This window comes from Pseudomonas sp. B8(2017) (genome assembly GCF_002113575.1).
Lineage (GTDB): Bacteria > Pseudomonadota > Gammaproteobacteria > Pseudomonadales > Pseudomonadaceae > Aquipseudomonas > Aquipseudomonas putida_Z.
Window position 1 is genome coordinate 81,494 of the sequence record NZ_NEIO01000012.1, and the last position, 24,358, is coordinate 105,851.

The window sequence follows — 24,358 nt, forward strand, 5'->3', positions numbered from 1 at the left end:
AGCCCAGATGAACTTCAATCTCTTCCCGGTCATTGCCGCATCCGCCATTTCCGCTTCGGTCGTATTGCCGACGCATGCCCATGCCGACAGCAGCGGCAAGGCGTCTGCTACCCATAGCTACACCGAACAGTACCTGCGCCAGAGTGCCAACTTCCATGCGGCATTGAGTGGCAAGCACACCCACTGAATGTTGTACTGGCCCTATCGCCGGCAAGCCAGCTCCCACAGGGGTTGAGCAGGCCTCAGGTCCAGCGCCGTCCCTGTGGGAGCCGGCTTGCCGGCGATAGGGCCAGTACAGGAAACAGGGTTCATTTGGCCATTACGGCCTTGAACAGCTCCGAAGCCAACCACCCCTCCAGCCAGCTCCGCACCCGCGGATAAGCCGCCTCGGCGAACCACTGCGGTTCGACCCCGGCAAACTGGCGCATCAGGGGCAGCAACGCGGCATCGGCAATGCTCGGGTGCGTGGCCAGCAAGTAGGGCCTGCCTGCCAGCAGGCCTTCGAGCTCCGCCAGCCAGGCCTCGGCCTGCTGGCGGTAATGCTCGCGGGTATGCTCGGGGTAGCGCTCGGCATACTTGTACAGGTTCACCTGCGCCTTGAACGTGCTGTCGTTGCGCGCAATCAGTGTTTCAGCTTGCTGCGCCGCCACAGGGTCGGCCTGCAGCCGCCAGTCCTGTGGGTCGTTTTGCTCCAGCGCCCAGCGCATGATGTCCAGGCTTTCTTCGAGCACCCCGGCACCGGTATCCAGTACCGGCACCGTGCCCTTGGGTGACAAGGCCAGCAGTTCTGCCGGCTTGTTCTTCATCGCTACCTCGCGAATCTCCACCTCGCACCCCGCATAGCGCAGGGCCAGGCGCGCGCGCATGGCCCAGGGGCAGCGGCGGAACGAGTAGAGGATCACCCGCACACCTCCACGTCACTCAGGCCATTGCCTTGGCGGCGTACCTGGATCTGCACCGGGATGCGTTCGTGCATTTCCTGCACGTGGGAAATCACCGCCACCTTGCGGCCCTGGGCCTGCAAGCCGTCGAGGGCGTCCATGGCCAGTTGCAGCGACTCGGGGTCGAGGCTGCCGAAGCCTTCATCGATGAACAGCGATTCGATGCGCAGTGTGCTGGAGGCCATCGAGGCCAGGCCCAGGGCCAGGGCCAGCGACACCAGGAAGGTTTCCCCGCCAGACAGCGAGTGCACCGAACGCAGTTCGTCACCCATCTCGGTGTCCAGCACCAGCAGGCCGAGGGCGCTGCCGCCGCGCTTGAGGCGGTAGCGGCGGGCCAGCTGGCGCAGCTGGGCGTTGGCATGGTGCAGCAGCAGGTCGAGGTTGTAGCCCTGGGCGATCTTGCGGAACACATCGCCCGAGGCCGAACCGATCAGGGCGTTCAGGCGAGCCCAGCGTTGCCACTGCTGGTGGGCCTGTTCGATTTCCGCCGCCAGCGCCTGGTGCGCCTGTTGGCGACGCTGGTCATCGGCCTGCTGTGCACGCAGTTCGGCGCATTGCTGCTCATGGCCGGCCAGGCGTTCACGCAGTTCGGTCAGGGCCTGTTCCAAGGCGTCGGCCGAGGTGTCCACGGTCATTTGCGCGGCATGTTGCTGCAGGCGTTGTTCACGCTCCTGCAGCAGCACGCGGCCCTGTTCGATGGCCTTTTCGGCGCCTTGCAGGCGCTGGCGCAGCTCATTGACTTGTACGTCCTCCATGCCCAGCAGGCGATCCAGGCCGGCGTCGTCCAGTTCCGGGTGTTCTGCGCGCCACTGGGCGATCTGGCCCTGCAACTGCTGGCACTCGGCGTCCAGCGCCTGCTGCTGCTGGGTGTTGGCCTTGAGTTCGCTGGCCAGTTGCACGCCTTGGGTACGCAGCTCCTGCAGGCGCTGGGCAGTGTCGGCGTCGAGGGCGCGGGCCTGCTCCAGCGCGGCGTCCATGTGCTGTTGCCAGGCTTCGGCGCTTGCGTGCCCGCCAAGCAGTTCGCCAAGCGAAGCCTGGGCCTGTTGGCGCTGCTCGTCGAGGGCGGCAAGTTTCTGCTGCAGCTGCTGATGGGTCTGCACGCGTGCCTGCTGCTGGTCGCGCAGCTTGTCCAGCTGGGCCTGGCGGGCTTGCTGTTCTTCCTGTTCGTCCTTGCGCTGCTCCAGTTGCTGCAGGCGTTGGGCGATCTGCTGATCCAGGGCGAGGAAGGCATTGGCCGGGTCGTCGTTCAAGGCCTTGAGGGCCTCTTCGGGCAATACGCCGGCAAGGTCCGCGAGGCCTTGCTGCAACTGCTGCTCGTCGCTGGCCAGGGCCTGGTGCTGTTGCTCCAGGTGGCGCTGGGCTTGCTGTTGCGCCTGCTGGGCGGCCTGCAGTTGCTGGTTGAGACGGGCTGCATCTTTTTGCAGGGCGAGCAGGGCGCTCTGGCGTTTCTCGTCCTGGCCGATTTCTTCGTCCAGGCGCCGCAGCTGGCTGTCGAGCCAGGCACTGCGGGCCTTGTCGTCCTGCGGGGCCAGGGCCGGCCACAGGCTGTGCGCCTGCACCTGGGCCACCAGCGGTTGCAGCTGTTCGTCCAGGTACTGCTGTTGCTGCTGGAAGTCCTTGAGCTGGGCGTTGACCACGCCCAGCTGGGTGCGCAGCTCCACCAGCTTGCTGTTGAGGGTTTCGACCTGTTTCTGCGCGGCATCTTCTTCGGCCTGGTCATGGCGACCCAGGCTTTGCAGCAGCGCTTCAGGCTGGTGGAACGGGTGTTCGGCGCTGCCGCACACCGGGCAGGGTTCGCCGTCGCGCAACTGGCCGCGCAACTCTTCGACGCTGGTGTTGCGTGCCAGGCGCTGGCGTTCCAGCAACTGGCGGGTGAGGTTGAGCGCTTGCTCGGCGGCTTCCAGCTCGGCCTTGGCGGCGGTGCCTTCGGTAATCAGTTGCTGGCGCTGCTGCATGGCCTGCTGCTGACGCACGCGCACGGCCTCCAGCTGCTGGCGCAGTTCCAGTTCACGGCCATGCAGGCGTGACAGCTCTTCCACGGCGCGCTGCTGCTTGCGGTTGTCCTGCAGCATGCCACCCAGCAGGTCGATCTGTTCTGCCAGGGCCTGGGGTTCGGCCTTGGCTTCGCGGAACAGCAGCTCGAAGGCATCGCGCTCGGCCTGCAAGTGCGCATTGGCCTGGCTGGCCTGGGCTTGCAGGCCGGGCAGCTCTTCACGGCCCTTGGCCAGGCGGCCCCCGATCAGCATCACTTGCTTCAGTTGCGGCAGGTAGGCGTGCCAGGCATTGGCCAGGCCTGCCAGGTGCTGGCTGTCGGCGAGCGCGGTGTCGATCTGCGCCAGTTGCTGCAGGCTGCGCTGCTGGTTGTCTTCCAGCTGCTGCAGGTGCTGCTGGCCTTCGGCGACCTGCTGCTCGGCCTGCTGGCCGGCGCTGCGCTGTGCTGCCAGCTCCTGCTCCAGACGGGCCAGGTTGTCCTGGGCGGCGAAGGCCTGGCGCAGGCGAGGGGCGTTCTCGCTGTGTTGGGCCTGGCTATCGGCAAGCGCCTGACGCGCGGCGTCCAGCGCCTGTTCGAGCTCGCTGGTGCGCACTTGCAGCTCGGCTTGCTGCTGCTGTTGTTCGGCGATCTTCGCTGCCAGCGGTGCCAGTTGCGCGGTCAGTGCCTGCTGGCGGTGGAACTGGTGACGCTGCGGGGCCAGGCGCTCCAGGCGCACAAGGTCCAGGCGCTGGTCAGCCAGTTGTTGCCAGCCCTGCTCGGCGGCCTGCAGCGCGGTGCCGGCTTCGGCGTGCTGGGCCTGCAGCTGGCGCTGCTCGTTCAGCCAGTTGCGTTGCTGCTCCAGCTGGCGCTCGCCGGCCTGGTCGGCCTTGAACTGCTGTTGCGCCTGTTCCAGGCGCTGGTCGAGCTCGGCGCGGGCTTCGGCGGCCATCGGCAGCAGGTGGCTGGCACGGTCCTTCAGGGCATTGTGGGCCTCGCCGGCTTCGCGTGCCTTGCTGAAGGCCCGCTGGCCCAGGCGGGTGTAGATGGCGGTGTTGGTGAGCTTTTCCAGCAGCTCGCTGCGTTCTTTGTCGTCGGCCTTGAGGAAGGCGCCGAATTCGCTCTGGGCCAGCATCACCGCGCGGGTGAACTGTTCGAAGTTCAGGCCCAGGCGGGCTTCGACCAGTTGCTTGTATTCGTTCTTGCCGCTGCCCAGTACCTGCTCGCTGTCCAGGTCATAGAAGCTCTGGCGGCTGTGCTGCAGCTTGCCGTTGGCCTTGTCGCGGGCGCGGTTGGCTTCCCAGCGGGCGCGGTAGCGGCGGCCATCGATGCCGACGAAATCGACTTCGGCAAAGCCGCTGCCGGTGCCGCGGCGCAGCAGGTTGCGCGGGTCGGAGGTAGGGATCTCGCCGTCTGCATCCGGCACCTTGGCCTCGCGGCCAATGTCGTTCAGCCGTGGCACGGTGCCGAACAACGCCAGGCACAGGGCGTCGAGCAGGGTACTTTTGCCCGCCCCGGTAGGCCCGGTGATGGCGAACAGGCCGGCGCTGGCCAGCGGTTCGGCGGTGAAGTCGATATCGACCGGGCCGGCCAGGGATGCCAGGTTCTTCAGGCGGATGGCAAGAATCTTCATGGCTGTTCCTCTTCCTGCTGCACGTCCTGCAACAGCAGGGCGAAGTCGGCCAGCGCCTGTTCGTCGGCGGGGTTGCCATAGGCCTGCTCCCAGGCGCGGCTGAACAGGTCCTGCGGGGTCATCTGGGCCAGTTCGACAAAGGCCAGGTCATCGTCTTCGGCATTGTTGCGGCCGGCGTATTCGGCGCTGATGCGGATCAAGCGCACGGCCTTGCCTTCCAGTGCGGTTTCGATCTGCTGGCGCAGGTCGGGTTGCGGCTCATCCAGTATCACCCGCACCTCCAGCCAGGGCTGGCGGTTGGGGTCTTCGAGCAGGTCGATCACTGGCAGCTCGGCCAACTGCTCCAGCAGTTCGCCCAGTGGTGCCGGGCCGACCCGTTGCAGGGCCACGGCGCGCGGTACCGGGCGCGGTTCGACGCTGATCAGGCCAGTGCCGTCCAGCTCCACTTCCAGCACCTGGTGCGGGTAGTTGATTTCGGCGAACGACAGCGGGATCGGCGAGCCGCTGTAGCGGATGCGTTCTTCGCGGTTGACCTTCTGCGGCTTGTGCAGGTGGCCCAGGGCGACGTAGCTGATGGCCTTGTCGAACAGCTTGGCCGGCAGCGCCTCGGCGTTGCCGATGATCAGGCTGCGCTCGGAGTCCTCCGACACCGCGCCACCGGCCATGTGCGCGTGGCTGATGGCGATCAGCGCCTGGTCCTTCTTGCGCTTCTTTTGCGCGGCGGCGATCAGCTGCTGGTGCACCTGGGTGATGCCTTGCAGGTAGTCGTCGCCCAATTGCGGGCCGGTCACCTCGGCCGGGCGCAGGAAGGGCAAGGCCAGGCACCAGGCGGCGACCTTGCCACGGCCGTTGGTCAGCGGAATCAGCAGGCGCTCGGCGTCCAGCTGGCCCTCGTCCAGCCAGTGCACACGGCCCAGGGCATGGGTGCGCAGGCGGCGCATCAGTGCCGCGGGCAGCTCGATGCGCGAGCCGGAGTCGTGGTTGCCGGCGATCATCACGATGTCCAGCTTCGGCTGTTGTTCGTGGGCCTGGACGATGAAGTCGTAGAGACGTTCCTGGGCTTTGACCGGCGGGTTGACCGTGTCGAAGATATCGCCGGCGATCAGCAGCGCATCCGGCTGGCGCAGGCGCAGCTGGCCGAGCAGCCAGTCGAGGAAGCAGGCGTGTTCGAAGTCGCGTTCCTGGCCGTGCAGGCTTTGGCCCAGGTGCCAGTCGGAGGTATGAAACAGACGCATGGATGACCTGTTGGTGTCGAGTCGAGCAAGCGGGGAAAGGGCGGTATGGTAACCCAAGCATGGGGCTAACAGGTGCTCGCCTGAAAGTGTGTCGGCGAACACCTGGCAGCCTTGATGTGATCACGCTTTCTGTAGGAGCGGCCTTGTGTCGCGAAAGGGCCGCATGGCGGCCCCGGCGATTTTGCGGTGATGAAGATCCTGGGGACGCTTTGCGCCCCTTTCGCGACACAAGGCCGCTCCTACAGGGGCCGCGCTTGTCTTGGGGCTGTGTCCTAAGCGGGTTGATTCTGAAGCATTGGGGTGCAGGTTCAGAAATATCTTACGGTGGCACCGGCTGCGCCGGTGTTCGCGGGCATGCCCGCGAAGAGGCCGGCACAGCAACCACTTACTTAGGATATAGCGGCGGCAGGCTGCCGTTCTCGCCGGTCGGCAGCAATACCTGCTCAGCCGGCGGAATCGTACCGATCGCCCGCCACAAATCCTCACCCTGCCAATACTGCCCGCTCTCGCTATACAGCGCCCCGTTCAACCCATCCAGTGCATCCGACAACGGCACGAACCGCGCCGCCATCTCGGCCAGGGTCTCTGGCTGCTGGCGGGCCCAGGCGTCCAACGCCTGGCGGGTGGCCTGCGGGTCGTTGGCCTGGCACGCGCGCTTGAGATCATCCAGCAAGGTACGCGGGCTCGGCCCGGCCTGCGCGGCGCGCAGCACCGCTGGCTGCGAGCGGGCGCGCCACCACAGGGCAAAGCCCAGCAAGGTGGTGAGGGCGAACACCAGGGTGGCCAGCTGCCAGGGCCACAGCAAGCTGCTGGCACTGCTGTTGTCACCAACCGGGGTGTCGGCGCTCAGCGCCGGGTTGTCCTGCACGTTCAGCGTGCGCGCCGGCAGGCTGCTGTGCTCCAGGTGGTCTTCGCGGGTGTTCCACCAGGCCACTTCCAGCGCCGGCAGGGCCAGCGTACCGCTGTGGGTCGGCACCAGGGCTTCGCGCTCTTCGCGGTTGGCGGTCATGCCGCGCTCGCTGATTTCGTTGCGCAGCAACGGCTGGTCGGGGTAACGGCGCAGGCCGGTGATTTCGGTGGCTGGCAGCGGCGGCAGCTGGGTGCTGGACAAGCCTTCGGCACGCAAGGTGATGTTGCGGGTCAGCGAGTCGCCAATCTGCACCTGCTGGTTGCCAGGGTCGGGGTTCCAGTGCTCTTCCAGGGTCAGGCTGCGGGCCGGTAGCCATGGCACGCCAGCAGGCCAGGCCGCCGGAATCGGCCGCACGGCCAGGCGCAATGGCAGCGAGCTGACCTGCACCTGGTGGCCGGCCCGGGCCGTACCGTTGGCTTGTGGGGCTTGGTCCGGGCTGGCGGCGGCGGTGGCGGTGAAGGTCAGTGGCGGGATGTCGAGGGTGCCGCTTTGCTGGGCATACACGGCATAGCGGGTTTCGATCACGCCGTGGCGGACGCCGTTGATTTCCTTTTCATAGGTGCGCGATTCACCCAGCGGTTCGACTTTGGCGTTCTCCAGTTGCAGCGGGCTGAGGCTGCTGTCGTCGTACAGTGCCACCGAATGGTAGATGCGCAGGGTGAGCACGGCCTGGGCCTGGACGTAGACCTCGCTGCTGTCGAGCGTGGCTTCGATGAACACCTGCGAGGCACTGTCCTGGCGGCTGGCATCGGCCTGCAGCACTTGCAGTTCGATGGCCTGGCTGTGCGACTGGCCCAGTTGCAGTTCGGGGATGCGCAGGCTGCCGCTGCGCCGCGGCAGCAGGGTGATGATCCAGCGGGTGCTGGCGCGGGTTTCGCCGTCGAGGCTGTGCAGGCTGTTCAGCTGGCGCGTGCCGCGCACTTCGAAGTCACCCTCCAGCGCGCGCAGGTCGGGCTTGCCGAACTGGGTGACGTCCTGGCTTTCCAGGGTGAGCTCCAGGCTTTCGCCGGCTTCCAGGCGGGTACGGTCGACGCTGGCTCGCAGCAGCGGTTCGGCCTGGGCCAGCACGGCCCACAGCAGACTGAGGAGAAAGACGCCGAAGCGACTCATCGTGGGGTTTCCTGATGCAATTGCTGTTCATACCAGAATTTGCGCCGCAGCAGCTCCGCCGGGTTGTCGGGGATCTCCCGCAGCCATTGTTCCAGGGCCTGGCGCTGTTCGGCATCGAGGCTGGTCGATACCGGGCGCTGCGGCGGCTGGATGACGCTGTCATCCGCGCCCGCCTGGTTGCCGGGCGCTACCTGGCTGTTGCTGCTGCCTTCGCCGGGCTGTTCGGCGCTGGCTTGTTCGTCGTTGCCGGGCGTACCCTGGGCCGGGCTGCTGGCCGAGCTGCTGTTGCCTTCGGTTTCGCTGCCGGGCGTGCCTTGGGCATCGCTGCTGGCTGGTTGTTCCTCGGCCTTGGCTTCGCGCTGTTGCAGCAGTTGCTGCACCAGTGCCTGGTTGTCCAGCGCCGCTTGCAGGTCGGGCTGGCGTTCCAGGGCTTGTTCGTAGGCGTCCAGGGCGGCTTCCAGTTCACCGCTATGGGCCAGGGCATTGCCTCGATTGTAGTGGGCGGCGGCAGTGTCGCCTTGGGAAAAGGCTTCGGCGGCGCCAGCATAGTCGCCCGCCTGGTACAGGGCCATGCCGCGCCATTGCGGGTCCTGGAACTGGCGCGCGGCACTGGCCGGGCGGTTCTGCTCCAGCAGGCGCTGGCCTTGCTGGTCGGGGCGCAGCCACAGGTCGTTGAACTCGAAGGCCTGGCTGGGCTGGGGCAGGGCCAGCAGCAGCGGCAGGCAGAATAGCCAGCCGCGTCGGCCGGCGCAGGCGGCCAGCAGCAACAGCGGCAGCAGCAGCCAGTAACCCTGGTCGGCCCAGCTGTCCAGTTGCAGGGTCTGGCCGTCATTGCGCCCGGCGCGCGGGTTGTCGAACAGGCCCAGGCCACGCAGGTCGAGGTCGTCGATGCGGGCATGCCGGTAGCGCCCGCCGGTGCCGTTGATGAAGCCCTTGAGGCTGGCGCTGTCCAGGCGTGGCAACAGGATGCCGCCCTGGTCGTCCTTGAGGTATTCGCCATTGGCCTGGCGCACCGGTGCGCCTTCGCGGCTGCCGATGCCCAGCATCAGCAGGCTCGGGCCCTGGCGGCCGAGCGCCTGGGCAATGCCTTGGCGCTCCGGGGCGCTGAGCGACGAGCCTACCAGCAGCAGGCGGCCCTGGCCCAGGCCGCTCTGGGCCAGCAGGGCCAGGCCTTTTTGCACGGCCAGGTCGGCGCGCTGGCCGGGTTTGGGCATGATCGACGGGTCGATCGCCTCGAGCAGGTTGCGGCTGGTGGCCAGGTCATCGGACAGTGGCACCAGGGTGTGCGCGGAGCCAGCGTAGACCACCAGCGCGGTCTGGCTGTCGCGGCGGTGCTCCAGCAGGTCGAGGATCTTGCGCCGCGCCTGCTCCAGGCGGTTGGGCGGGCTGTCCTCGGCGAGCATCTGCGGGGTCAGTTCGAGCAGGATCACCAGCGGGTCGGCCGGGCGCTGGCGGCTTTCTTCCACGCGCTGCCAACTGGGCCCGAGCAGTGCCAGGATCACCAGCACCCAGGCCAGGCCCAGCGCCACCCACGGCAGCTTGCTGGTGCTGCCGCTGCCACCGCCGAGCAGTACGCCATGGAACGCCGGCGGCAGAATCATCTGCCAGCGCCCGGCGCGCTTGCGCCGGTGCCACAGTTTGTACAGCAGCCAGGCGAGCAGGGGCACGGCCAGCAGCCAGAGCGGGCGCAGCCATTCGGGCCACAGTTCGATCATCGCCGCCTCCTCAGGCGCAGGCGCTTCAGGCGCTGGCGCCATTCCGGGTGCGGTTGCAGGAAGCGCGGCTTGCGCAGCAGGCGGTGCAGCAGGTTGTCGGGCCATTGCACGGCCAGCACCAGCAGCACGCTCAGCAGCAAGGCCAGGGCCAGGGGCCAGGCATACAGGGCCTTGGCCGTGCGCGCCTGGGTCGGTTGCTGGGCCACCGGTTCGAGCTGGTCGAGGGTGTCGCCGATGGCGTCCAGTTCGGCGCCGTCATGGGCGCGGAAGTAGGTACCGTGGGTGATGTCGGCAATTTCCTTGAGCGAGGCTTCGTCCAGGTCCAGGCTCGGGTTCAGGCCGAGCAGGCCGGGGGTGCCACTGGCTTCGGGGTTGGCGCCGATGCCGATGGTGTAGATGCGCACGCCTTCCTGGGCGGCCAGGCGGGCGGCGGTCAGCGGGTGGATCTGCCCGCCGTTGTTGGCGCCGTCGGTGATCAGCACCAGCACCCGGCTTTGTGCCGGGCGTTGGCGCAGGCGCTTGACCGCCAGGCCAATGGCATCGCCGATGGCGGTGTTCTTGCCGGCGATGCCGATCTGCGCCTCGTCGAGGAAGGTGCGCACGGTGCGCCGGTCGAAAGTGAGCGGCGCCTGCAGGTAGGCCTGGCTGCCGAACAGGATCAGGCCCACGCGGTCGCCCTCGCGGTCCTGCAGGAAGTCGCCGAGCAGCGCCTTGACCAGGTCGAGGCGGCTGATTTCTTCGTTCTGCCACTGCATGTCGGGGAAGTCCATCGACCCGGAAACATCCACCGCCACCAGCAGGTCGCGGCCGCTGGCAGCCACTGGCACCGGCTCGCCCAACCATTGCGGGCGGGCGGCGGCGCACAGCAGCAACAGCCAGATGACGACAAAGGGCGCCTGCTGGCGCCAGGTCGGCAGGTTGAGCCGCGCGCGGCGCCCGGCCAGGCCTTCCAGTTCGTCGAGGAAGCCCACCTTGAGCACCGGTTCGCCGCTGTCGGCGGCCGGCAGCACCAGGCGCGCCAGCCACGGCAGCGGCAACAGGGCGAAGACCCACGGCCAGGCCAGTTCAAACATGCTTGCGAATCCAGGTTTCGACGGCTTGGCTGAGCCCGGCGATGGCCTTGTCGTCGAGCTTGCACTCGGGTTTGTAGGCGCCTTCGACCAGTACCATCCAGCGGGTCAGGCCGGCGGCCGGGCAGCGGTTGTCAAGAAACGCCAGCCACTGGCGGCCGTTGAGGGTATGGCTGTTGGCACCCGGGTAGTGGCTGCGGCACAGGCGCTTGAGCAGGGCGTTGATCTGTTGCAGCCAGGCCCCGGCCGGGGCGCCGTCGTAGGGGCGCGGCAGGCGCGCCAGTTCGGCCAGCGCTTCCACGCGCACCGGATCCAAGGGTTGTTCGGCACGCACGATGCGGCGTTTGCCCGGGCGCCAGTGGCGCACCCGCCACAGGCCCCAGGCCAGCAGCGGCATCACGGCCAGCAGCAGCCACCAGCCGGGTGCCGGTGGCCACAGGCCGATCGGCGCGGGGGCGATCAGCGGCTGCAGTTGGTCAAGCGGGTTCATTGGCCGCTGCTCTTCATGACGCGCTCCGTGGCCGCTGGGCGTTCAGGTACTCGCGCAGTTGCTCGATCATCTCGCTTTGGGTGCTCAGTGGCATCAGCAGCACGCGCAGCTTTTGCGCCATCAGCTCCCAGCGCTCGATGCGCGCTTCGGCCTGCTGGCGGTAGGCCTGGCGCAGGTTGGCGTCCAGGGTGTCGAGCTCCAGCTGCGCGCTGCGCTGGGCAAAGCGCAGCAGGCCGGCGGCAGGCAGGGCGTGGTCGAGCGGGTCGGACACCGGCATCAGCAGCAGGTCGCAATGGCGCGAGAGCATGGCCAGGTGCTGCTCCACCTGGGCAGTGAGCGAGCGCTCATCGCAGATCACGATGGCCAGGCTGCCGGGGCGCAGCACTTCGCGGGCGCGGCGCAGGGCCAGGCCCAGGCTGTCGGCCCCGGGCGTGGCCTCGGTGTGCAGCGCCTGGTTGACCTTGGCCAGGCGGTTGAGCAGTTGCAGCAGGCTCTGCTTGCTGCGCCGGGGCTTGATTTCGTGGTGCTCGTTGTCGCCGAACACCAACCCGCCGATGCGGTCGTTATGGCCCAGCGCGGCCCAGCCGAACAGCGCTGCAGCCTGGGCGGCCAGCACCGACTTGAACATCAGCCCCGAGCCGAAGAACAGCCGTTGGCTCTGCTCGACAAGAATGAAGATGGGCCGTTCGCGCTCTTCGTGGAACAGCTTGGTATGCGGCTCCTGGGTACGCGCGGTAACCCGCCAGTCGATGTTGCGCACATCGTCGCCAGCCTGGTAGACGCGCACCTGGTCGAAGTCCACGCCGCGCCCACGCAGCTTGGAGTGGTGCAGGCCCACCAGCGGGCTGCGCTGGCCGGGCCGGGAAAACAGCTGGATTTCGCGCACGCGGTGGCGCATGTCGATCAGCTCGGCAAGGCCGATGCGGATGCCGGGTTCGGCCAGCGACGCGGTGGGCATGGGCTCAGGCAACGGCGACGACGTCGAGGATGCGCTGGACCACGCGGTCCTGGTCGATCCCTGCCGCCTCGGCCTCGAACGAGAGGATGATGCGGTGGCGCAGTACGTCGAACAGCACCGCCTGGATGTCTTCGGGGCTGACGAAATCGCGCCCGGCCAGCCAGGCGTGGGCGCGCGCGCAGCGGTCCAGCGAAATGGAACCACGCGGGCTGGCGCCGTAGGCGATCCAGTCGGCCAGTTCGGCGTCGAACTTGGCTGGGGTGCGGGTGGCCATCACCAGTTGCACCAGGTATTCCTCCACCGCGTCGGCCATGTACAGGCCGAGGATTTCCTTGCGGGCGGCGAAGATCGCCTGCTGGCTGACGCGGCGCTCGGGCTTGGTCTCGCCGCCCAGGGCTTCACCACGGGCCTGTAACAGGATGCGCCGCTCTACCGCAGCGTCGGGGAAGCCGATTTTCACGTGCATCAGGAAGCGGTCGAGCTGGGCTTCGGGCAGCGGGTAGGTGCCTTCCTGCTCGATCGGGTTCTGCGTTGCCATCACCAGGAACAGCGGCGACAGGTCGTAGGTGCTGCGGCCCACGCTGACCTGGCGTTCGGCCATGGCCTCGAGCAGTGCGGACTGCACCTTGGCCGGGGCGCGGTTGATTTCGTCGGCCAGCACCAGGTTGTGGAAGATCGGCCCCTGCTGGAACACGAAGCTGCCGGTTTCCGGGCGGTAGATTTCGGTGCCGGTGATGTCGGCCGGGAGCAGGTCGGGGGTGAACTGGATGCGATGGAACTGCGCCTCGATGCCTTCGGCGAGCTCTTTGATGGCCTTGGTCTTGGCCAGACCCGGCGCGCCTTCGACCAGCATGTGGCCGTCGGCCAGGAGCACGATCAACAGCCGCTCGACCAGTTTCTCCTGGCCTAGGATCTGGGAAGAAAGAAAGGTGCGCAGCGCGATCAGCGCTTCACGGTGTTCCATCGGTGACGGTTCCTGGTATGGGGCCGCAGGCGGCTGGAAGCAGCAGCCCTGGCAAGGGGTGATACTTTAATCCATCCGGGGGGGTGGCGACCAATGGCGGCAGGGAAATTTATCCTTGCCGGGGGCCATGCAGGTCCGGAAATGTCCTGCATATGGCTGGCCATTGGCTGATGTTCCGCGGCGGTGTGCTGACGCCTGCTTGTGCTTTTTGTACAAGCAGGAGGCAGGACAATGGACCTGAACAGCTGTAGCACTGCACGCATCACGCCGGTCACTCTGCGTTTTGGCGTGTTCTTCGATGGCACCGGTAACAACCTGAACAATGTGATGCCGGTGGATGCACCGGTGGGTAAAGGGGGCAGTTATGCCAATGCCTTGAGCAACGTGGCCCTGTTGCATGCGCTGTATCCGGTGCAGGGGGCCAATGCTGACGGGACCGTGGCGTTTCTGAAGCGCTATGTCGAGGGCGTGGGCACCCTGGCGGGGGAGGCGGATCATGCCTATGCCTCGGCCACCGGGTGTGGGCGTAGAGGGGCCGAGGCGCGTGTCACCGAGGCCTTGGCGGGGATTGCCGGGCAATTGCGGGACTGGTGCCAGGCGCACCCAAAGGCAAGGCTCGAGCGGGTCGAGTTCGACTTGTTCGGTTTCAGCCGCGGCGCTGCGGCTGTGCGTCATCTGGCCAACCTGCTGCATGATGGCGGCGGCAGTCTGTTGGCGGTGTCCTGCGGCATCGTCATCAATTTCATCGGCCTGTTCGACACGGTTGCTGCGATTATCGCGCCGCTGCAGGGCGACTTCGATCCTGCCGACGACCGCCATGGTGGCTTGCGCCTGGGCCTGGGTGCGGGCATTGCCCGGCAAATGGTGCAGCTGGTGGCGGGTGACGAGCAGCGGCACAACTTCCCGCTGGTGTGCAGTGGCCATGACATCGTGTTGCCGGGCGTGCACTCGAACATTGGCGGTGGTTACCCGGATACCACGCAGGAGCAGGTGCTGCTGTGCAAACCGCATTCTCAGCGGGTGCCGCTGAGAATGCGCGTCGAGCACACGCGTGTGCATGCAACAGTCAGTGCGTTGCTGGCGTCGTCGTTTGGTGAAATGGGCGCGCCCAGGCCGCGTGTGCTGGCCTGGGAGGAGCCGATTGCCGGTGGCCTGCCTAGCGAGGCGCAAAAGCAGGTTTATGCGGCGGTGTACCGCGAGCGGGAAGTGGCGGGGCAGCTTTCCCGGGTGTACCTGAGCATCATGCGTGAATTGGCGGTGCGGGCGGGTGTACCGTTTGCGCCGTTGGGTGGGCAGGCTGAGCATCGGTTGCCGGAGGAGTTGCTGGGCATCAGCCGCAAGTTGCACGGGTTTGCCTTGGGTGAGTGTGAACAGCCTGGGTTGACCGAGGATGAGCTGCGTTTGTTGCGCGACAGGTATGTGCATGCGTCGGCGAACTGGAATGCGTTGAAGGGGTTGCGTAACAGTGTGCTGGATGTGCTGTTCGTCGATCGGCCGGGGGCAGCAGGGCGGGTGATGCATGCCAACCCGGTCGCTTGAGTCGTCTGTGGGAGTGGGTTTGCATGGCACCGGCTGCGCCGGTGTTCGCGGGTGAACCCGCTCCCACGGGTCCTGCGTCAACCCTGACAGCGGCGCGATACCTGTGGGAGCGGTCTTGCGGCTGCGTTGGGTCAGTCAGCCGCGCCCAGGGCGTCCAGCAGGCTCTTCAGGTAGGCGCTGCCTTGCGCATCCAGTGGCTGCAGGGGCAGGCGTGGAGCGCCGACATCCTGGCCGAGCATCTTCAAGCCGGCCTTGATGGTGGTAGGCAGGCCACGGCGGGTGATGTATTCCAGCAGTTCGTACTGGCGGTAGAACAGCGCGCGAGCTTCAGCCAGGTCGCCTTGCTGCACCGCGTCCCACAGCGCCAGGTTCAGCGCCGGGATCAGGTTGGGCGCGGCGGTGCACCAGCCGGTGGCGCCGGCCACCAGGGCTTCCAGGGTGAGCGGGTTGCAACCGTTGTAGAAGGCCACCTGGCCATCGGTGGCCTTGAACAGGCGGTGCATGCGCTGGATGTCGCCGGTGCTTTCCTTGACCATGGTCACATTGGGCACTTCGCCGAGGATGCGCAGGATCAGCTCCACCGACAGGTCGGTGCCGCTGGTGCCCGGGTTGTTGTAGAGCATGATCGGAATGTCGATGGCCGCGCCCACCGCCTTGTAGTGGGCGACCACTTCGGCTTCGGTGAGCTTCCAGTAGGAGATGGGCAGCACCATCACCGCCGTGGCGCCGCAGGCCTGTGCCAGGCGGGCGCGCTGCACGGTGCGTGCGGTAGTCAGGTCGGAGACGCTGACCACGCTGGGCACGCGGCCGGCAATGCGTGCCAGGCTGAAGCGCACCACCGTTTCCCATTCGCTGTCGGACAGGTAGGCGCCTTCGCCGGTGCTGCCCAGTGGTGCGATGGCGTGTACGCCGTCGGCGATCAGGCGGTCGATGGACAGGCCCAAGGCATCCAGGTCGAGCGCGCCGTCTGCCGTGAAGGGAGTGATGGTGTAGCCGATAACGCCGCGAATTACAGGTGTAGACATAACCAGGCACCTCTGCCGTTGTTGGGGAAAGAGTACAGCTTCAGTCAGCCCAGGCAGTCGCCATGGGCACGCAAGGCACGGCGCGCGTAGTAGCTGAACGCGGCACCATGACGTTTGGGGGTGGAGATCCAGTCGTGGGCTTCCTTGCCCAGGGCATCCGGGATGGGGCGAATTTCACCGGCGCCCATGGCCAGCAGCTGCATCTTTGCCGCGCGCTCGAACAGCATGGCAAGGACGCAGGCTTCCTCGATCGAGCGGCCGGCGATCAGCAAACCGTGGTGGGAAAGCAGGATCGCGCGCTTGTCGCCGATCGCCCTGGAGATGATTTCACCTTCTTCGTTGCCCACCGGTACGCCAGGCCATTCCTTGAGGAACGCGCAGTCGTCGAACAGCGGGCACAGGTCCATGTGCGAGATGGCCAGTGGCACTTCAAGCATCGACAGGGCGGCGCTGTGCAGTGGGTGGGTGTGGATGATGCAGTTGACGTCGGGGCGTGCGCGGTACAGCCAGCTATGGAAGCGGTTGGCCGGGTTGGCCATGCCGCCGCCTTGCAGCACGGTGAGGTCTTCGTCGACCACCAGCAGGTTGGAAGCGGCGATCTCGTCGAAGCCCAGGCCGAGTTGTTGCGTGTAGTAGGTGCCAGGCTGCTCGGCGCGGGCGGTGATCTGCCCGGCGAGGCCCGAATCGTGGCCGCCGTCGAACAGGATGCGGCAGGTGAGGGCGAGTTTTTGTCGAGAGGTGTAGGTGTTGTCGGCCAGCGCCGTCAGCATCTGCTGCTGGGCGAGTTTGACGAGTTGGTCCTTGGGGGTCTGCATGGTGGTCGTCATGGGCGGTACCTGCATGGGGAAGGGCGATGGATTGCTGATCGGCGAGGACGCCGTCAGGACACAATCGCGATATTAATGACACGAAGTGTCATATGCAAGCGATGTGTCATCGCCAGCGCCAGTCATCTGAGACTGCGCGGGGGGAGGTATGGCGGGGTTGTCAGAGGTGGTGCAGGCAACGATCGGCAGGCCAGCCCTGGTCACAGGGCTGGCACGTGCCCTTCAAGGCGCGCCGAACAGCATCGTCCAGTAAACGCCGTTATCGCTACGCGAGTTCTCGGCATAGGCCGCACCCACCTGGGTAAACATCGGGTTCATCAGGTTGGCGCAATGCCCGGGGCTGGCCAGCCAGCCTGCCATCGCCTTGCTCGGCGAGCCTTGGCCTGCGGCAATGTTCTCGCCGATCTGTCGCCCACGGTAGCCGGCATCCCATGCCCGATCCGCGGGTAGATCACCGTCGAGGTCGCGGTGCGCGAAGAAATTGTCGTTGGCCATCGCCCGGCTGTGGCGCTGCGCCGCCGTTCCCAGGGCGGTGTTCCAGGTCAGTGGGCGTGCAGCGGCAAAGCGCTTGCGACCACACAGGCGCGACTTCGCCCGTGCAGCGTTTACCTGTGCCAGCAACGCGTTGCTTGCCGATCGCCCATCGCCAAGCTGGGCATCGAGCAGGGGCCGAGCCAGCAGCACCCGCCACTCGTTGCGGGAGCGACTGATGCCGATATCGGCATATTGGCTATCGAGCAGGGCCGTGCAGTAGTCGCTGCGGAGCATGTCAAAGGCCTCCTCGGCATCTCGCGCGCCGACCAGGCGGATGGCCCGCACCTTCACCGCCTGATAACCCGCAGCCTTCAATCCTTCCCGCAACCCCCCGCCGTAGCCGACCGGCAACGCCAGTTTCGGTTTCAGCACCAGCGGTGTCGAGCCCCGGACAATGCGCCGCTCGCAGCGTTGTGGCTGGGTGCGATAGTCGTTGATGGCTGCCACGAGTTGCCTTTCCCCGCTGGCATGGGCGGGGTTGGCGAACAGGGGAAGAAAAGGAATGAAGCAGAGCGAGACAAAGGGGGAGCGACGGACTGCTTGGCGCATGGGGTTAGTGGCTCTGGTGAATGACGGCGGCAAGGCCGAATTAAGGGCTCGGCTAAGACTGTGCGCCTCAATTCAGGTTCACTAGGGGGGTACAAATTTGTAGTTGGAGTTTCGGTACTCCAACGAAGGCAATCCAGGCCAAGGTTTCATGCCCCCCGATCAAGCCGGTAACCCCGCCAAACTCAACCCTTCGGCAAATCGGGCCAGATCCTCATCGCGGTAAATCGGCAGCCACTGGCGCAAGGTTGACACCCGCAAGCCTGGGTCTTGTGCTCGCAAGCGCTCCATCGCCCGGTGCGCGCTGTCCATCCGCCCGCTCAGTGCGTGGCTGGCCGCTAGCAGGGCCACCGCCGCCAGCAGGCTGGGCAGATTCCCCAGCGACTTTTCCGCCCACTCCACAGCCTCATCCAGCCGGCCGGCAAAGAAATGCGCCAACGCCATGCCCACCTGCATGCGAAACATCTCCGGGTCCAGTGGGCTCAGCCGTGTGGCGTGCTTGAGATTGTCGATGGCGGTCTGTGTCTCGCCGCGTAACGCCCTGAGTATTCCGCCCAGATACCAGGCCGGCGCCAGGTTGGAATTGAGCAGGCGCGCCCGGTCAAGCAGCGCTATCGCGCCGTCCAGGTCACCCGTCAGGTGCCCCAGGGCATGGCCGCCGCGGGTTAGCGCCACGGCATCGTCACGCCCCAGCTCCACTGCCAGGCGCGCAAGCCGGGCACCCTCGGTAATTTCCTGGGCGCGATCATCCATCCAGCCATTGAGCTTGCGCCAGAAGTAGCACCACGCCGCCATGCCATAGGCCGAAGCGAACTCAGGGTCCAGTTCGATGGCGTGGTAGTACAGCGGTAGAGCCTGGGCGATGGCGTCGCGCGTGCCGTTATGCAGCTTGGCCGTGCCGCGCAGGTAGTAATCGTAGGCGCACAGGTTGTCGGTGGGCTTGCGCTTGGCCCGTTCGATCTCCGCCCGTTCCAGCTGCGGGGCGATGGCGCCCACCACGCTTTCGGTCACCTGGTCCTGCAACTCGAACAGATCGTCGAGCCGCCCCTCGAAACGCTCGGCCCACAGATGCTCGCCGCTGGTGGCGTCGATCAGCTGGCCGGTAATGCGTAGCCGCTTGCCAGCCTTGCGCACGCTGCCTTCGAGCACATAGCGCACGCCCAGTGCCTGGCCAACCTGCTGCACATCGATGCGCTGGCCTTTGAAGGTGAAGCTCGAGTTGCGGGCGATGACGAACAGCCAGCGAATGCGGGACAGGGCGGCGATGATGTCCTCGACCATCCCGTCGGCGAAATAGTCCTGCTCAGGGTCACCGCTGAGGTTCTGGAAGGGCAGCACGGTGATCGATGGTTTATCTGGCAGGGCAGGCCCGCAGGCGACGGGAGCAAATTCGGATGGGGCCTGCGTTGCGCTGCTGGAGGGCTCGCGGACCAGGCCTACGAAGCGGTAGCCCTTGCGCGCTACCGTGCGTACCAGCCGCTGCTCCTCACCGGAATCGCCGATGGCTTTGCGCACGGCATTGATATGGCTGGTGATGGTCGACTCGGAGACGATCTTGCCGTTCCACACGCGTGCCAACAACTCGTCACGCCCCAGCACACGGTCGTGGTGACTGACCAGTTGCAACAGCAGGTCGAACACCTGCGGGCCGATGGCCACGGCCTTCCCGCACAGGGTCAGCTCCCTGCGCTGTTCGTCGAGCACATAGTCGTCAAACTCGAATGGCACGTGGCATCCCCTCGCACGCCCTAGGCTTCGTGTCCGAGGCGACTGTTCACTGGTATGGGCCGATGATACGGCAGCGCAAAGCTGGCTGCACATGCCAGGGCGTGGATTGAACAGTTTGGACGGAATTTCAAGCAAGCCTGGAGGCAAATCCAGCCGGTACGCAAGGACTCTGCACAGGCCGGCGGCGCATGCTTGAACCACCACGACGGCAATGGTTGCAGTCGTGAACGTGGAGACAGCCCCAATGAAAATCGTGGTGATCGGAGGCACTGGCCTCATTGGTTCGAAGCTTGTCGGCGGCCTGCGCGAGCGCGGCCACGATGCCGTCGCGGCAGCGCCGAGCACGGGGGTGAACAGCATCACCCGCGAGGGCCTGGCAGAGGCGATGAACGGTGCGGATGTGGTAGTGGATGTGGCGAATGCCCCGTCCTGGGAGGACCAGGCGGTGCTCGATTTTTTCGAGACGTCCACCCGCAACCTGCTGGCAGCCGAGAAGGCTGCAGGGGTCAAGCATCATGTCGCGTTGTCTATCGTGGGTAGCGAGCGGTTGCCGGAAAATGGCTACTTCCGGGCCAAGGTCGCCCAGGAGGCGCTGATCAGGCAGTCCGCACTGCCGTACACCATTCTGCGCGCCACGCAGTTCTTCGAGTTCGTCGAAGGTATTGCCCAGGCAGGGACGGTGGGAGAGGAGATTCGCCTGTCGCCGGCGCTGTTCCAGCCTTTGGCCTCGGATGACGTGGTGGCGGCGCTGATCGATGTGGCGTTGGCGCCACCAGCGCTCGGCATGCTGGAGGTTGCCGGGCCAGAGGCCGCGCCACTGGATGAACTGGTGCGCCGCTTCCTGCGCCTGCGTGGAGATACACGCAAGGTGGTGGCGGATGTGCATGCCCGATATTTCGGTGCCGAACTCGATGACAAGTCGCTGACTCCCGCAAGTGGCGCGCGGCTTGGCAACACCCGTTTCGAAGACTGGCTGGCTCGCCAATGAGCGATTCAACCCCTATCCCGAACCGAAGGAGCATCACCATGTTCAGCCGCCCCCTACTGGCCGCCGCGTTCACCATGCTGGCCATGACCCCGGTTATCGCCGCCGAGCGCCCGGTCAGCAAAGTCACCGTGGTCTTCGACAGACCACTGCCCAACGTGCCAGGCAAAAGCATGCGCGGAGTGATCGTCGACTACGCCCCGGGCGCCGCGTCGCCCGCGCATCGGCACCCGAAATCCGCATTCATCTACGCCACGGTGCTGGAAGGCGAAGTGCGCAGCAGCGTCAATGGCGAGCCAGCCAAGGTCTACAAGCCTGGCGAAAACTGGTACGAGGCACCGGGCGCTTTCCATGGCGTCAGTGCCAACGCCAGCGACAGCAAGCCTGCCAAGCTGATGGCGGTATTCGTGCTCGACAGCAATGAGACGGTACTGGTCACGCCGAGCGAGAAGTAGGCCTTCGGCCCTGTTGGCAGTGCCATGCCACCAGGGCCGAATACAGGACAACGCATCATGAACACACATGAACCTGAGCAGGCCCGCGCGGCGGTGATGCTAAAGCCGGCGCGGATGAAGATAGTGGGCGTCGTACTGTGCATGGCAGCCATACTGGTGCTGGCTGTGGGCTGGCTGACGTTGCGCTCTGCTGACGCCGCCTTTACCGACAACGCCTATGTGCGTGGTGATGTCACGTCGCTGGCGGCCAAAGTGTCGGGTTACGTGACGGCGGTGGAGGTCGGGGACAATCAGCAGGTCAGGGCCGGTGACGTGTTGTTCCGTATCGATGACCGCGACTACCGCGCGCACCTGGCCCAGGCGGAGGCCAACCTGAAGGCTGCCGAGGCGCGCCTGAGCGATGTCGACGCCCAGACACGCCTGCAGCAGGCGCAGGTCCGCCAGGCGGAGGCGCAGCGCCAGTCGGCCCAGGCCGAGCGGCAGCTGGCCAGCAAAACCCACGAGCGCAGCCGCAAGCTGATTCAGTACAGTGCAATCAGCCAGGCCTTGGTCGATCAGACCGACGCCGCCCGCAGCAGCGCCGAGGCCGCGCTGATGGCTGCGGCGGCGACACTCGATGCTCAGCGTCAACGTATCGCCGTGCTGGATGCCCAGCGTGAGGCGGCCGTGGCGGCTATCGCCCAGGCCAGGGCCGCGCGCGACCTGGCGCTGATCGATCTTGAGCATACCGTGGTGCGGGCGCCGGTTGCCGGCGTGATTGGTAATCGCCAGGTACGGGTCGGACGATTCGTTACGCCGGGTGGTGCCTTGCTCGACCTGGTCCCGGTCGACGGGGTGTGGATTGTGGCCAACTTCAAGGAAACCCAACTGGAGCAAATCCAGCCTGGGCAGCGGGCACGGGTCACCCTGGATGGCTACCCGCAGGACAGCCTCGAAGGCGTGGTAGACAGCTTCGCACCTGGCAGCGGCGCGGCGTTCAGCCTGTTGCCGCCGGACAACGCAACGGGCAATTTCGTGCGTGTAGTGCAGCGGGTGCCGGTGAAGATTCGCCTGGCCCACAACCCATTGCCCGGGCGCATCGTGCCGGGGCTGTCGGCGCGAGTGCGGATCGAGGTCGGAGGTGGCTCGTGAGCACCCGGAAGGTGGGCGTCAGGTGGCTCGAAGGGTGGCTGCTGGTGGCTGGCATCGTACTGGCTGCGCTCACCGACGCCATCGCCAGCAGCGTGCTGGCAATAGGGCGCAACGACATCATGGGTGATACCCATGCCACGCCGGATGAATTCGCCTGGCTGGACGTTGCTTACACCGCCTGCAAATTGGCAGGGTTCCTGTTCGCGCCCTGGCTGCTGGGCAGGCTGCCACCGCGCACGGTGATCATCGGTGCGACCCTGGCCATGGGGTTGGCCTGTGTCGGTGCGGCGCAATTGGTGAGCATCGAGCTACTGGTGGCCTTGCGCGCCTGCCAAGGCCTGGCAGGCGGTGTATTGCTGGTGGCGGGGCAGACACTGATCTTTCTTGTCTGCCCGCGGCGGCAGCAGCCGGTCTTGCAAGGCTTGTTCGCCATTGGCGCGGTGGTCGCGCCAGCGGCACTTACGCCGTCGATGCAGGGGTGGTTGATCGATAGCCAGGATTGGACCTGGATATTTCTCAGCGTTGCGCCGCTGACCTTGGCGGCGACCGGCCTGTTGCTGCTGGTCGAGCTGCCTGCCCATGGCCTGCCAGGCCGGCGCTGCTTCGATTGGCTGGGCTGGGTACTGGCGGCCACCGCGTTGCTGTGCCTGACCTACCTCCTGACCCAGGGCAGCCGCTGGGATTGGTTCGAGGCAGCACACCTGCGCTGGGCGGGGGTGGTCGGTGTCGCGGCGTTATTGCTGCTGCTTGGCCGGCAACTGACGGGTAATGGGCAGGGGTTGCTGGACTTCAGTCTGTTCCGGTCGAGTGATTTCACCTTCGCCTTCATTGTCAGCTTCGTTGCTGGCGCGGCATTGTTCGGCAGCGCCTTTGTGATACCGGCTTTTGCCTTGTCCGTGCTGGGTTTCACTGCCACCGACGCCGGCCTTTTGCTTCTACCCAGTGGCGTGGTGTTCATCGCCGTGCTGCTGGGGGTGGCGTACCTGATCCAGGTGCGTGGTATCGCGCCTTTTACCACTGTGCCGTTTGGCATCCTGGCAATCATGGCGGCGATGTGGATGCTTTCGGGCTCGACCCGCGAGAGTGGCATGCACGACATGATGGCCGCGGTCATGCTGCGCGGTGCCGGGCTGGGGTTGCTGTTTCTGTCGCTGACTCTGATTGCCTTTGGCAGGCTGGGCCGGCACAGCCTGGCCAGTGGTATCGGCCTTTTCAATACCGGGCGGCAGGTGGGTGGGCTTTTGGGGGTGGCAGGGTTGCAGACGCTGCTCGACCAGCATGGCGTGCTCAATGCCCAGACGCTTGGTGCGCATGTGAGCACAGGCGCGACGGCGGTGAATGAACGGCTTGATTCGGTGACGTCGATGTTGCGGCTTGAGGGTATTGACCCGCCGGCTGCTGGACGAGTGGCCATGAGCCTGTTGTCGCAGGCAGTGACGGGGCAAGGGGCGGTGATCGCCTTCGATACGGCGTTCATGGCTGTGGCGTTGCTGTTTGCCGTGGCAGCGCCGCTGCTGGTGTGCATCAAATTGATGTTGGCGCGCATGGCCGGGAAACAGGACGCCGGGCTCTCATGAAGGCGAATTGCCGGTTTCACATCGTGAGCTTTCGCTGTAAAACGGCGCTGTGCCTAATTTGAATGCAGCAACAAGGTAAACCGCAATGACACAAGCTACCGATCAGGCTTTTTACGACCGCGCGGATGCGCATATCGAACTGGCGAACCAGCAGATCGAGAAAATCGAAGACCTGGGCAAGGTCAGTGCCTCACTGACCTTCGGCGCCTCGCGCTTCAATGCCTGGATGAGTGCCCGCAGTTTCAAGACCAGTGCCGAACTGGCTGCCGCGCGGGAGGAGCTGTTGAAGTATTTCTGCGAGCAGTACCGGATGATGCTCGAGGACAACCTGGACGAGCACATCGAGCATTTTGACCGGTATGTGTTGGGCAAAGGCGACTGAACCCTATGGGGCAGGCGGTCCCCTTGTAGGAGCGGCCTTGTGTCGCGAACGGGCTGCGGAGCAGCCCCAGGACCTCAGCCGAAATGCACAAATTGCTGGGGCTGCTCTGCAGCCCGTTCGCGACACAAGGCCGCTCCTACAGCGGTACGCGATGTGGGGATAAACCCGGTGACGGGCTATCGGGCCTTTTTCTCCAGAATCCGCGCCCCGGTACCTTCCTTGCCCAGCACATCCTCGGGGTTGCGCAGTGGGCAATCTTCCAGCGACAGGCAGCCGCAACCAATGCAGTTGTCCAGGCTGTCGCGCAACGCTTCCAGAGTACGAATGCGGGCGTTCAGGTCTTCGCGCCAGGCGGTCGACATCTCGCCCCATTGCGCTGCCGTGAGCTTGCTGTTGGGCGCATAGCGGCTGAAAGCCTGCTTGATCTCCTCAAGCGGAATACCCGTGCGCTGCGCCACCTTGATGATGGCCAGCGTGCGCAGAACCAGTGAAGGATAGCGGCGCTGGTTACCCGCCGTACGGACGCTGGCGATCAGCCCCTTGGTCTCGTAGAAGTGCAGCGCAGAAACCGCCACGCCGCTGCGTTTGGCCACTTCCCCTACCGTTAGCATCCGTGTGTTGTCCGCTGCCATGC

At 66.0% G+C, this 24,358-nt stretch carries 21 protein-coding genes; 7 read left to right on the forward strand and 14 right to left on the reverse strand.

All coding sequences use genetic code 11. The features are described 5' to 3' along the window. The first annotated feature begins 7 nt into the window (after positions 1-7). A complete protein-coding gene (locus tag CAG22_RS17700; protein ID WP_085705870.1) occupies positions 8-187 on the forward strand; it encodes a hypothetical protein in 180 nt (59 codons plus the stop codon). Between the two features lie 121 nt (positions 188-308). Here CAG22_RS17700 and CAG22_RS17705 read toward each other — a convergent pair whose 3' ends face one another. From CAG22_RS17705 to CAG22_RS17745, 9 genes are all read right to left on the reverse strand, one after another. Further along, positions 309-902 (reverse strand): glutathione S-transferase, encoded by a 594-nt coding sequence (locus tag CAG22_RS17705; RefSeq protein WP_085589247.1) that lies wholly within the window; start codon positions 900-902, stop codon positions 309-311. Further along, positions 899-4,543, reverse strand: coding sequence for an AAA family ATPase (locus CAG22_RS17710; RefSeq protein ID WP_085705871.1), 3,645 nt, complete (start codon positions 4,541-4,543; stop codon positions 899-901). The genes CAG22_RS17705 and CAG22_RS17710 overlap by 4 nt, the downstream gene beginning before the upstream one ends. Then, positions 4,540-5,778: an exonuclease SbcCD subunit D C-terminal domain-containing protein gene (locus tag CAG22_RS17715; RefSeq protein ID WP_085589251.1), complete on the reverse strand. Its 1,239-nt coding sequence runs from the start codon at positions 5,776-5,778 to the stop codon at positions 4,540-4,542. The genes CAG22_RS17710 and CAG22_RS17715 overlap by 4 nt, the downstream gene beginning before the upstream one ends. A gap of 385 nt (positions 5,779-6,163) precedes the next feature. Continuing rightward, a complete protein-coding gene (locus CAG22_RS17720; RefSeq protein WP_025338267.1) occupies positions 6,164-7,798 on the reverse strand; it encodes a BatD family protein in 1,635 nt (544 codons plus the stop codon). Further along, positions 7,795-9,513 (reverse strand): tetratricopeptide repeat protein, encoded by a 1,719-nt coding sequence (locus CAG22_RS17725; protein WP_085693064.1) that lies wholly within the window; start codon positions 9,511-9,513, stop codon positions 7,795-7,797. Before CAG22_RS17725 ends, CAG22_RS17720 begins: the two co-directional genes overlap by 4 nt. After that, positions 9,510-10,586: a VWA domain-containing protein gene (locus CAG22_RS17730; protein ID WP_015269460.1), complete on the reverse strand. Its 1,077-nt coding sequence runs from the start codon at positions 10,584-10,586 to the stop codon at positions 9,510-9,512. The genes CAG22_RS17725 and CAG22_RS17730 overlap by 4 nt, the downstream gene beginning before the upstream one ends. After that, positions 10,579-11,073, reverse strand: coding sequence for a DUF4381 domain-containing protein (locus tag CAG22_RS17735; protein WP_085693063.1), 495 nt, complete (start codon positions 11,071-11,073; stop codon positions 10,579-10,581). The genes CAG22_RS17730 and CAG22_RS17735 overlap by 8 nt, the downstream gene beginning before the upstream one ends. Before the next feature lie 13 nt (positions 11,074-11,086). Next, on the reverse strand, positions 11,087-12,031 hold the full coding sequence (locus CAG22_RS17740) for a DUF58 domain-containing protein (RefSeq protein ID WP_041506176.1): 945 nt from the start codon (positions 12,029-12,031) through the stop codon (positions 11,087-11,089). 4 nt (positions 12,032-12,035) lie between these two features. After that, positions 12,036-12,995, reverse strand: a complete 960-nt coding sequence (locus CAG22_RS17745) for a MoxR family ATPase (protein ID WP_013971644.1) — start codon at positions 12,993-12,995, stop codon at positions 12,036-12,038. Positions 12,996-13,226: 231 nt separating this feature from the next. On the opposite strand from CAG22_RS17745, the gene CAG22_RS17750 reads away from it, so the two are divergent. Next, positions 13,227-14,534 (forward strand): DUF2235 domain-containing protein, encoded by a 1,308-nt coding sequence (locus tag CAG22_RS17750; RefSeq protein ID WP_085705872.1) that lies wholly within the window; start codon positions 13,227-13,229, stop codon positions 14,532-14,534. A 131-nt stretch (positions 14,535-14,665) separates the two neighbouring features. On the opposite strand, the gene CAG22_RS17755 is transcribed toward CAG22_RS17750, so the two are convergent. From CAG22_RS17755 to CAG22_RS17770, 4 genes are all read right to left on the reverse strand, one after another. Then, a complete protein-coding gene (locus tag CAG22_RS17755) occupies positions 14,666-15,559 on the reverse strand; it encodes a dihydrodipicolinate synthase family protein (protein ID WP_085705873.1) in 894 nt (297 codons plus the stop codon). Between the two features lie 44 nt (positions 15,560-15,603). Beyond that, on the reverse strand, positions 15,604-16,386 hold the full coding sequence (locus CAG22_RS17760) for an aldolase (protein ID WP_085693062.1): 783 nt from the start codon (positions 16,384-16,386) through the stop codon (positions 15,604-15,606). 222 nt (positions 16,387-16,608) lie between these two features. Then, a complete protein-coding gene (locus CAG22_RS17765) occupies positions 16,609-17,469 on the reverse strand; it encodes a CAP domain-containing protein (RefSeq protein WP_085705874.1) in 861 nt (286 codons plus the stop codon). A gap of 159 nt (positions 17,470-17,628) precedes the next feature. Further along, positions 17,629-19,194 (reverse strand): winged helix-turn-helix domain-containing tetratricopeptide repeat protein, encoded by a 1,566-nt coding sequence (locus tag CAG22_RS17770; RefSeq protein WP_085589266.1) that lies wholly within the window; start codon positions 19,192-19,194, stop codon positions 17,629-17,631. A gap of 244 nt (positions 19,195-19,438) precedes the next feature. On the opposite strand from CAG22_RS17770, the gene CAG22_RS17775 reads away from it, so the two are divergent. From CAG22_RS17775 to CAG22_RS17795, 5 genes are all read left to right on the forward strand, one after another. Then, positions 19,439-20,182 (forward strand): SDR family oxidoreductase, encoded by a 744-nt coding sequence (locus CAG22_RS17775; RefSeq protein WP_085693059.1) that lies wholly within the window; start codon positions 19,439-19,441, stop codon positions 20,180-20,182. Between the two features lie 38 nt (positions 20,183-20,220). Next, a complete protein-coding gene (locus tag CAG22_RS17780) occupies positions 20,221-20,634 on the forward strand; it encodes a cupin domain-containing protein (RefSeq protein WP_085705875.1) in 414 nt (137 codons plus the stop codon). A gap of 57 nt (positions 20,635-20,691) precedes the next feature. Next, the gene (locus CAG22_RS17785; protein WP_085705876.1) at positions 20,692-21,765 is read left to right on the forward strand and encodes an HlyD family secretion protein; all 1,074 of its coding nucleotides are present in this window, start codon (positions 20,692-20,694) and stop codon (positions 21,763-21,765) included. Beyond that, complete coding sequence (locus CAG22_RS17790) at positions 21,762-23,342, forward strand: MFS transporter (RefSeq protein WP_085589274.1); 1,581 nt, start codon at positions 21,762-21,764, stop codon at positions 23,340-23,342. The genes CAG22_RS17785 and CAG22_RS17790 overlap by 4 nt, the downstream gene beginning before the upstream one ends. A gap of 85 nt (positions 23,343-23,427) precedes the next feature. Then, a complete protein-coding gene (locus tag CAG22_RS17795) occupies positions 23,428-23,724 on the forward strand; it encodes a DUF3144 domain-containing protein (RefSeq protein ID WP_015269483.1) in 297 nt (98 codons plus the stop codon). Positions 23,725-23,900: 176 nt separating this feature from the next. Here CAG22_RS17795 and soxR read toward each other — a convergent pair whose 3' ends face one another. Further along, positions 23,901-24,356 (reverse strand): redox-sensitive transcriptional activator SoxR, encoded by a 456-nt coding sequence (gene soxR / locus CAG22_RS17805; protein ID WP_016500816.1) that lies wholly within the window; start codon positions 24,354-24,356, stop codon positions 23,901-23,903. Positions 24,357-24,358: the final 2 nt, after the last annotated feature.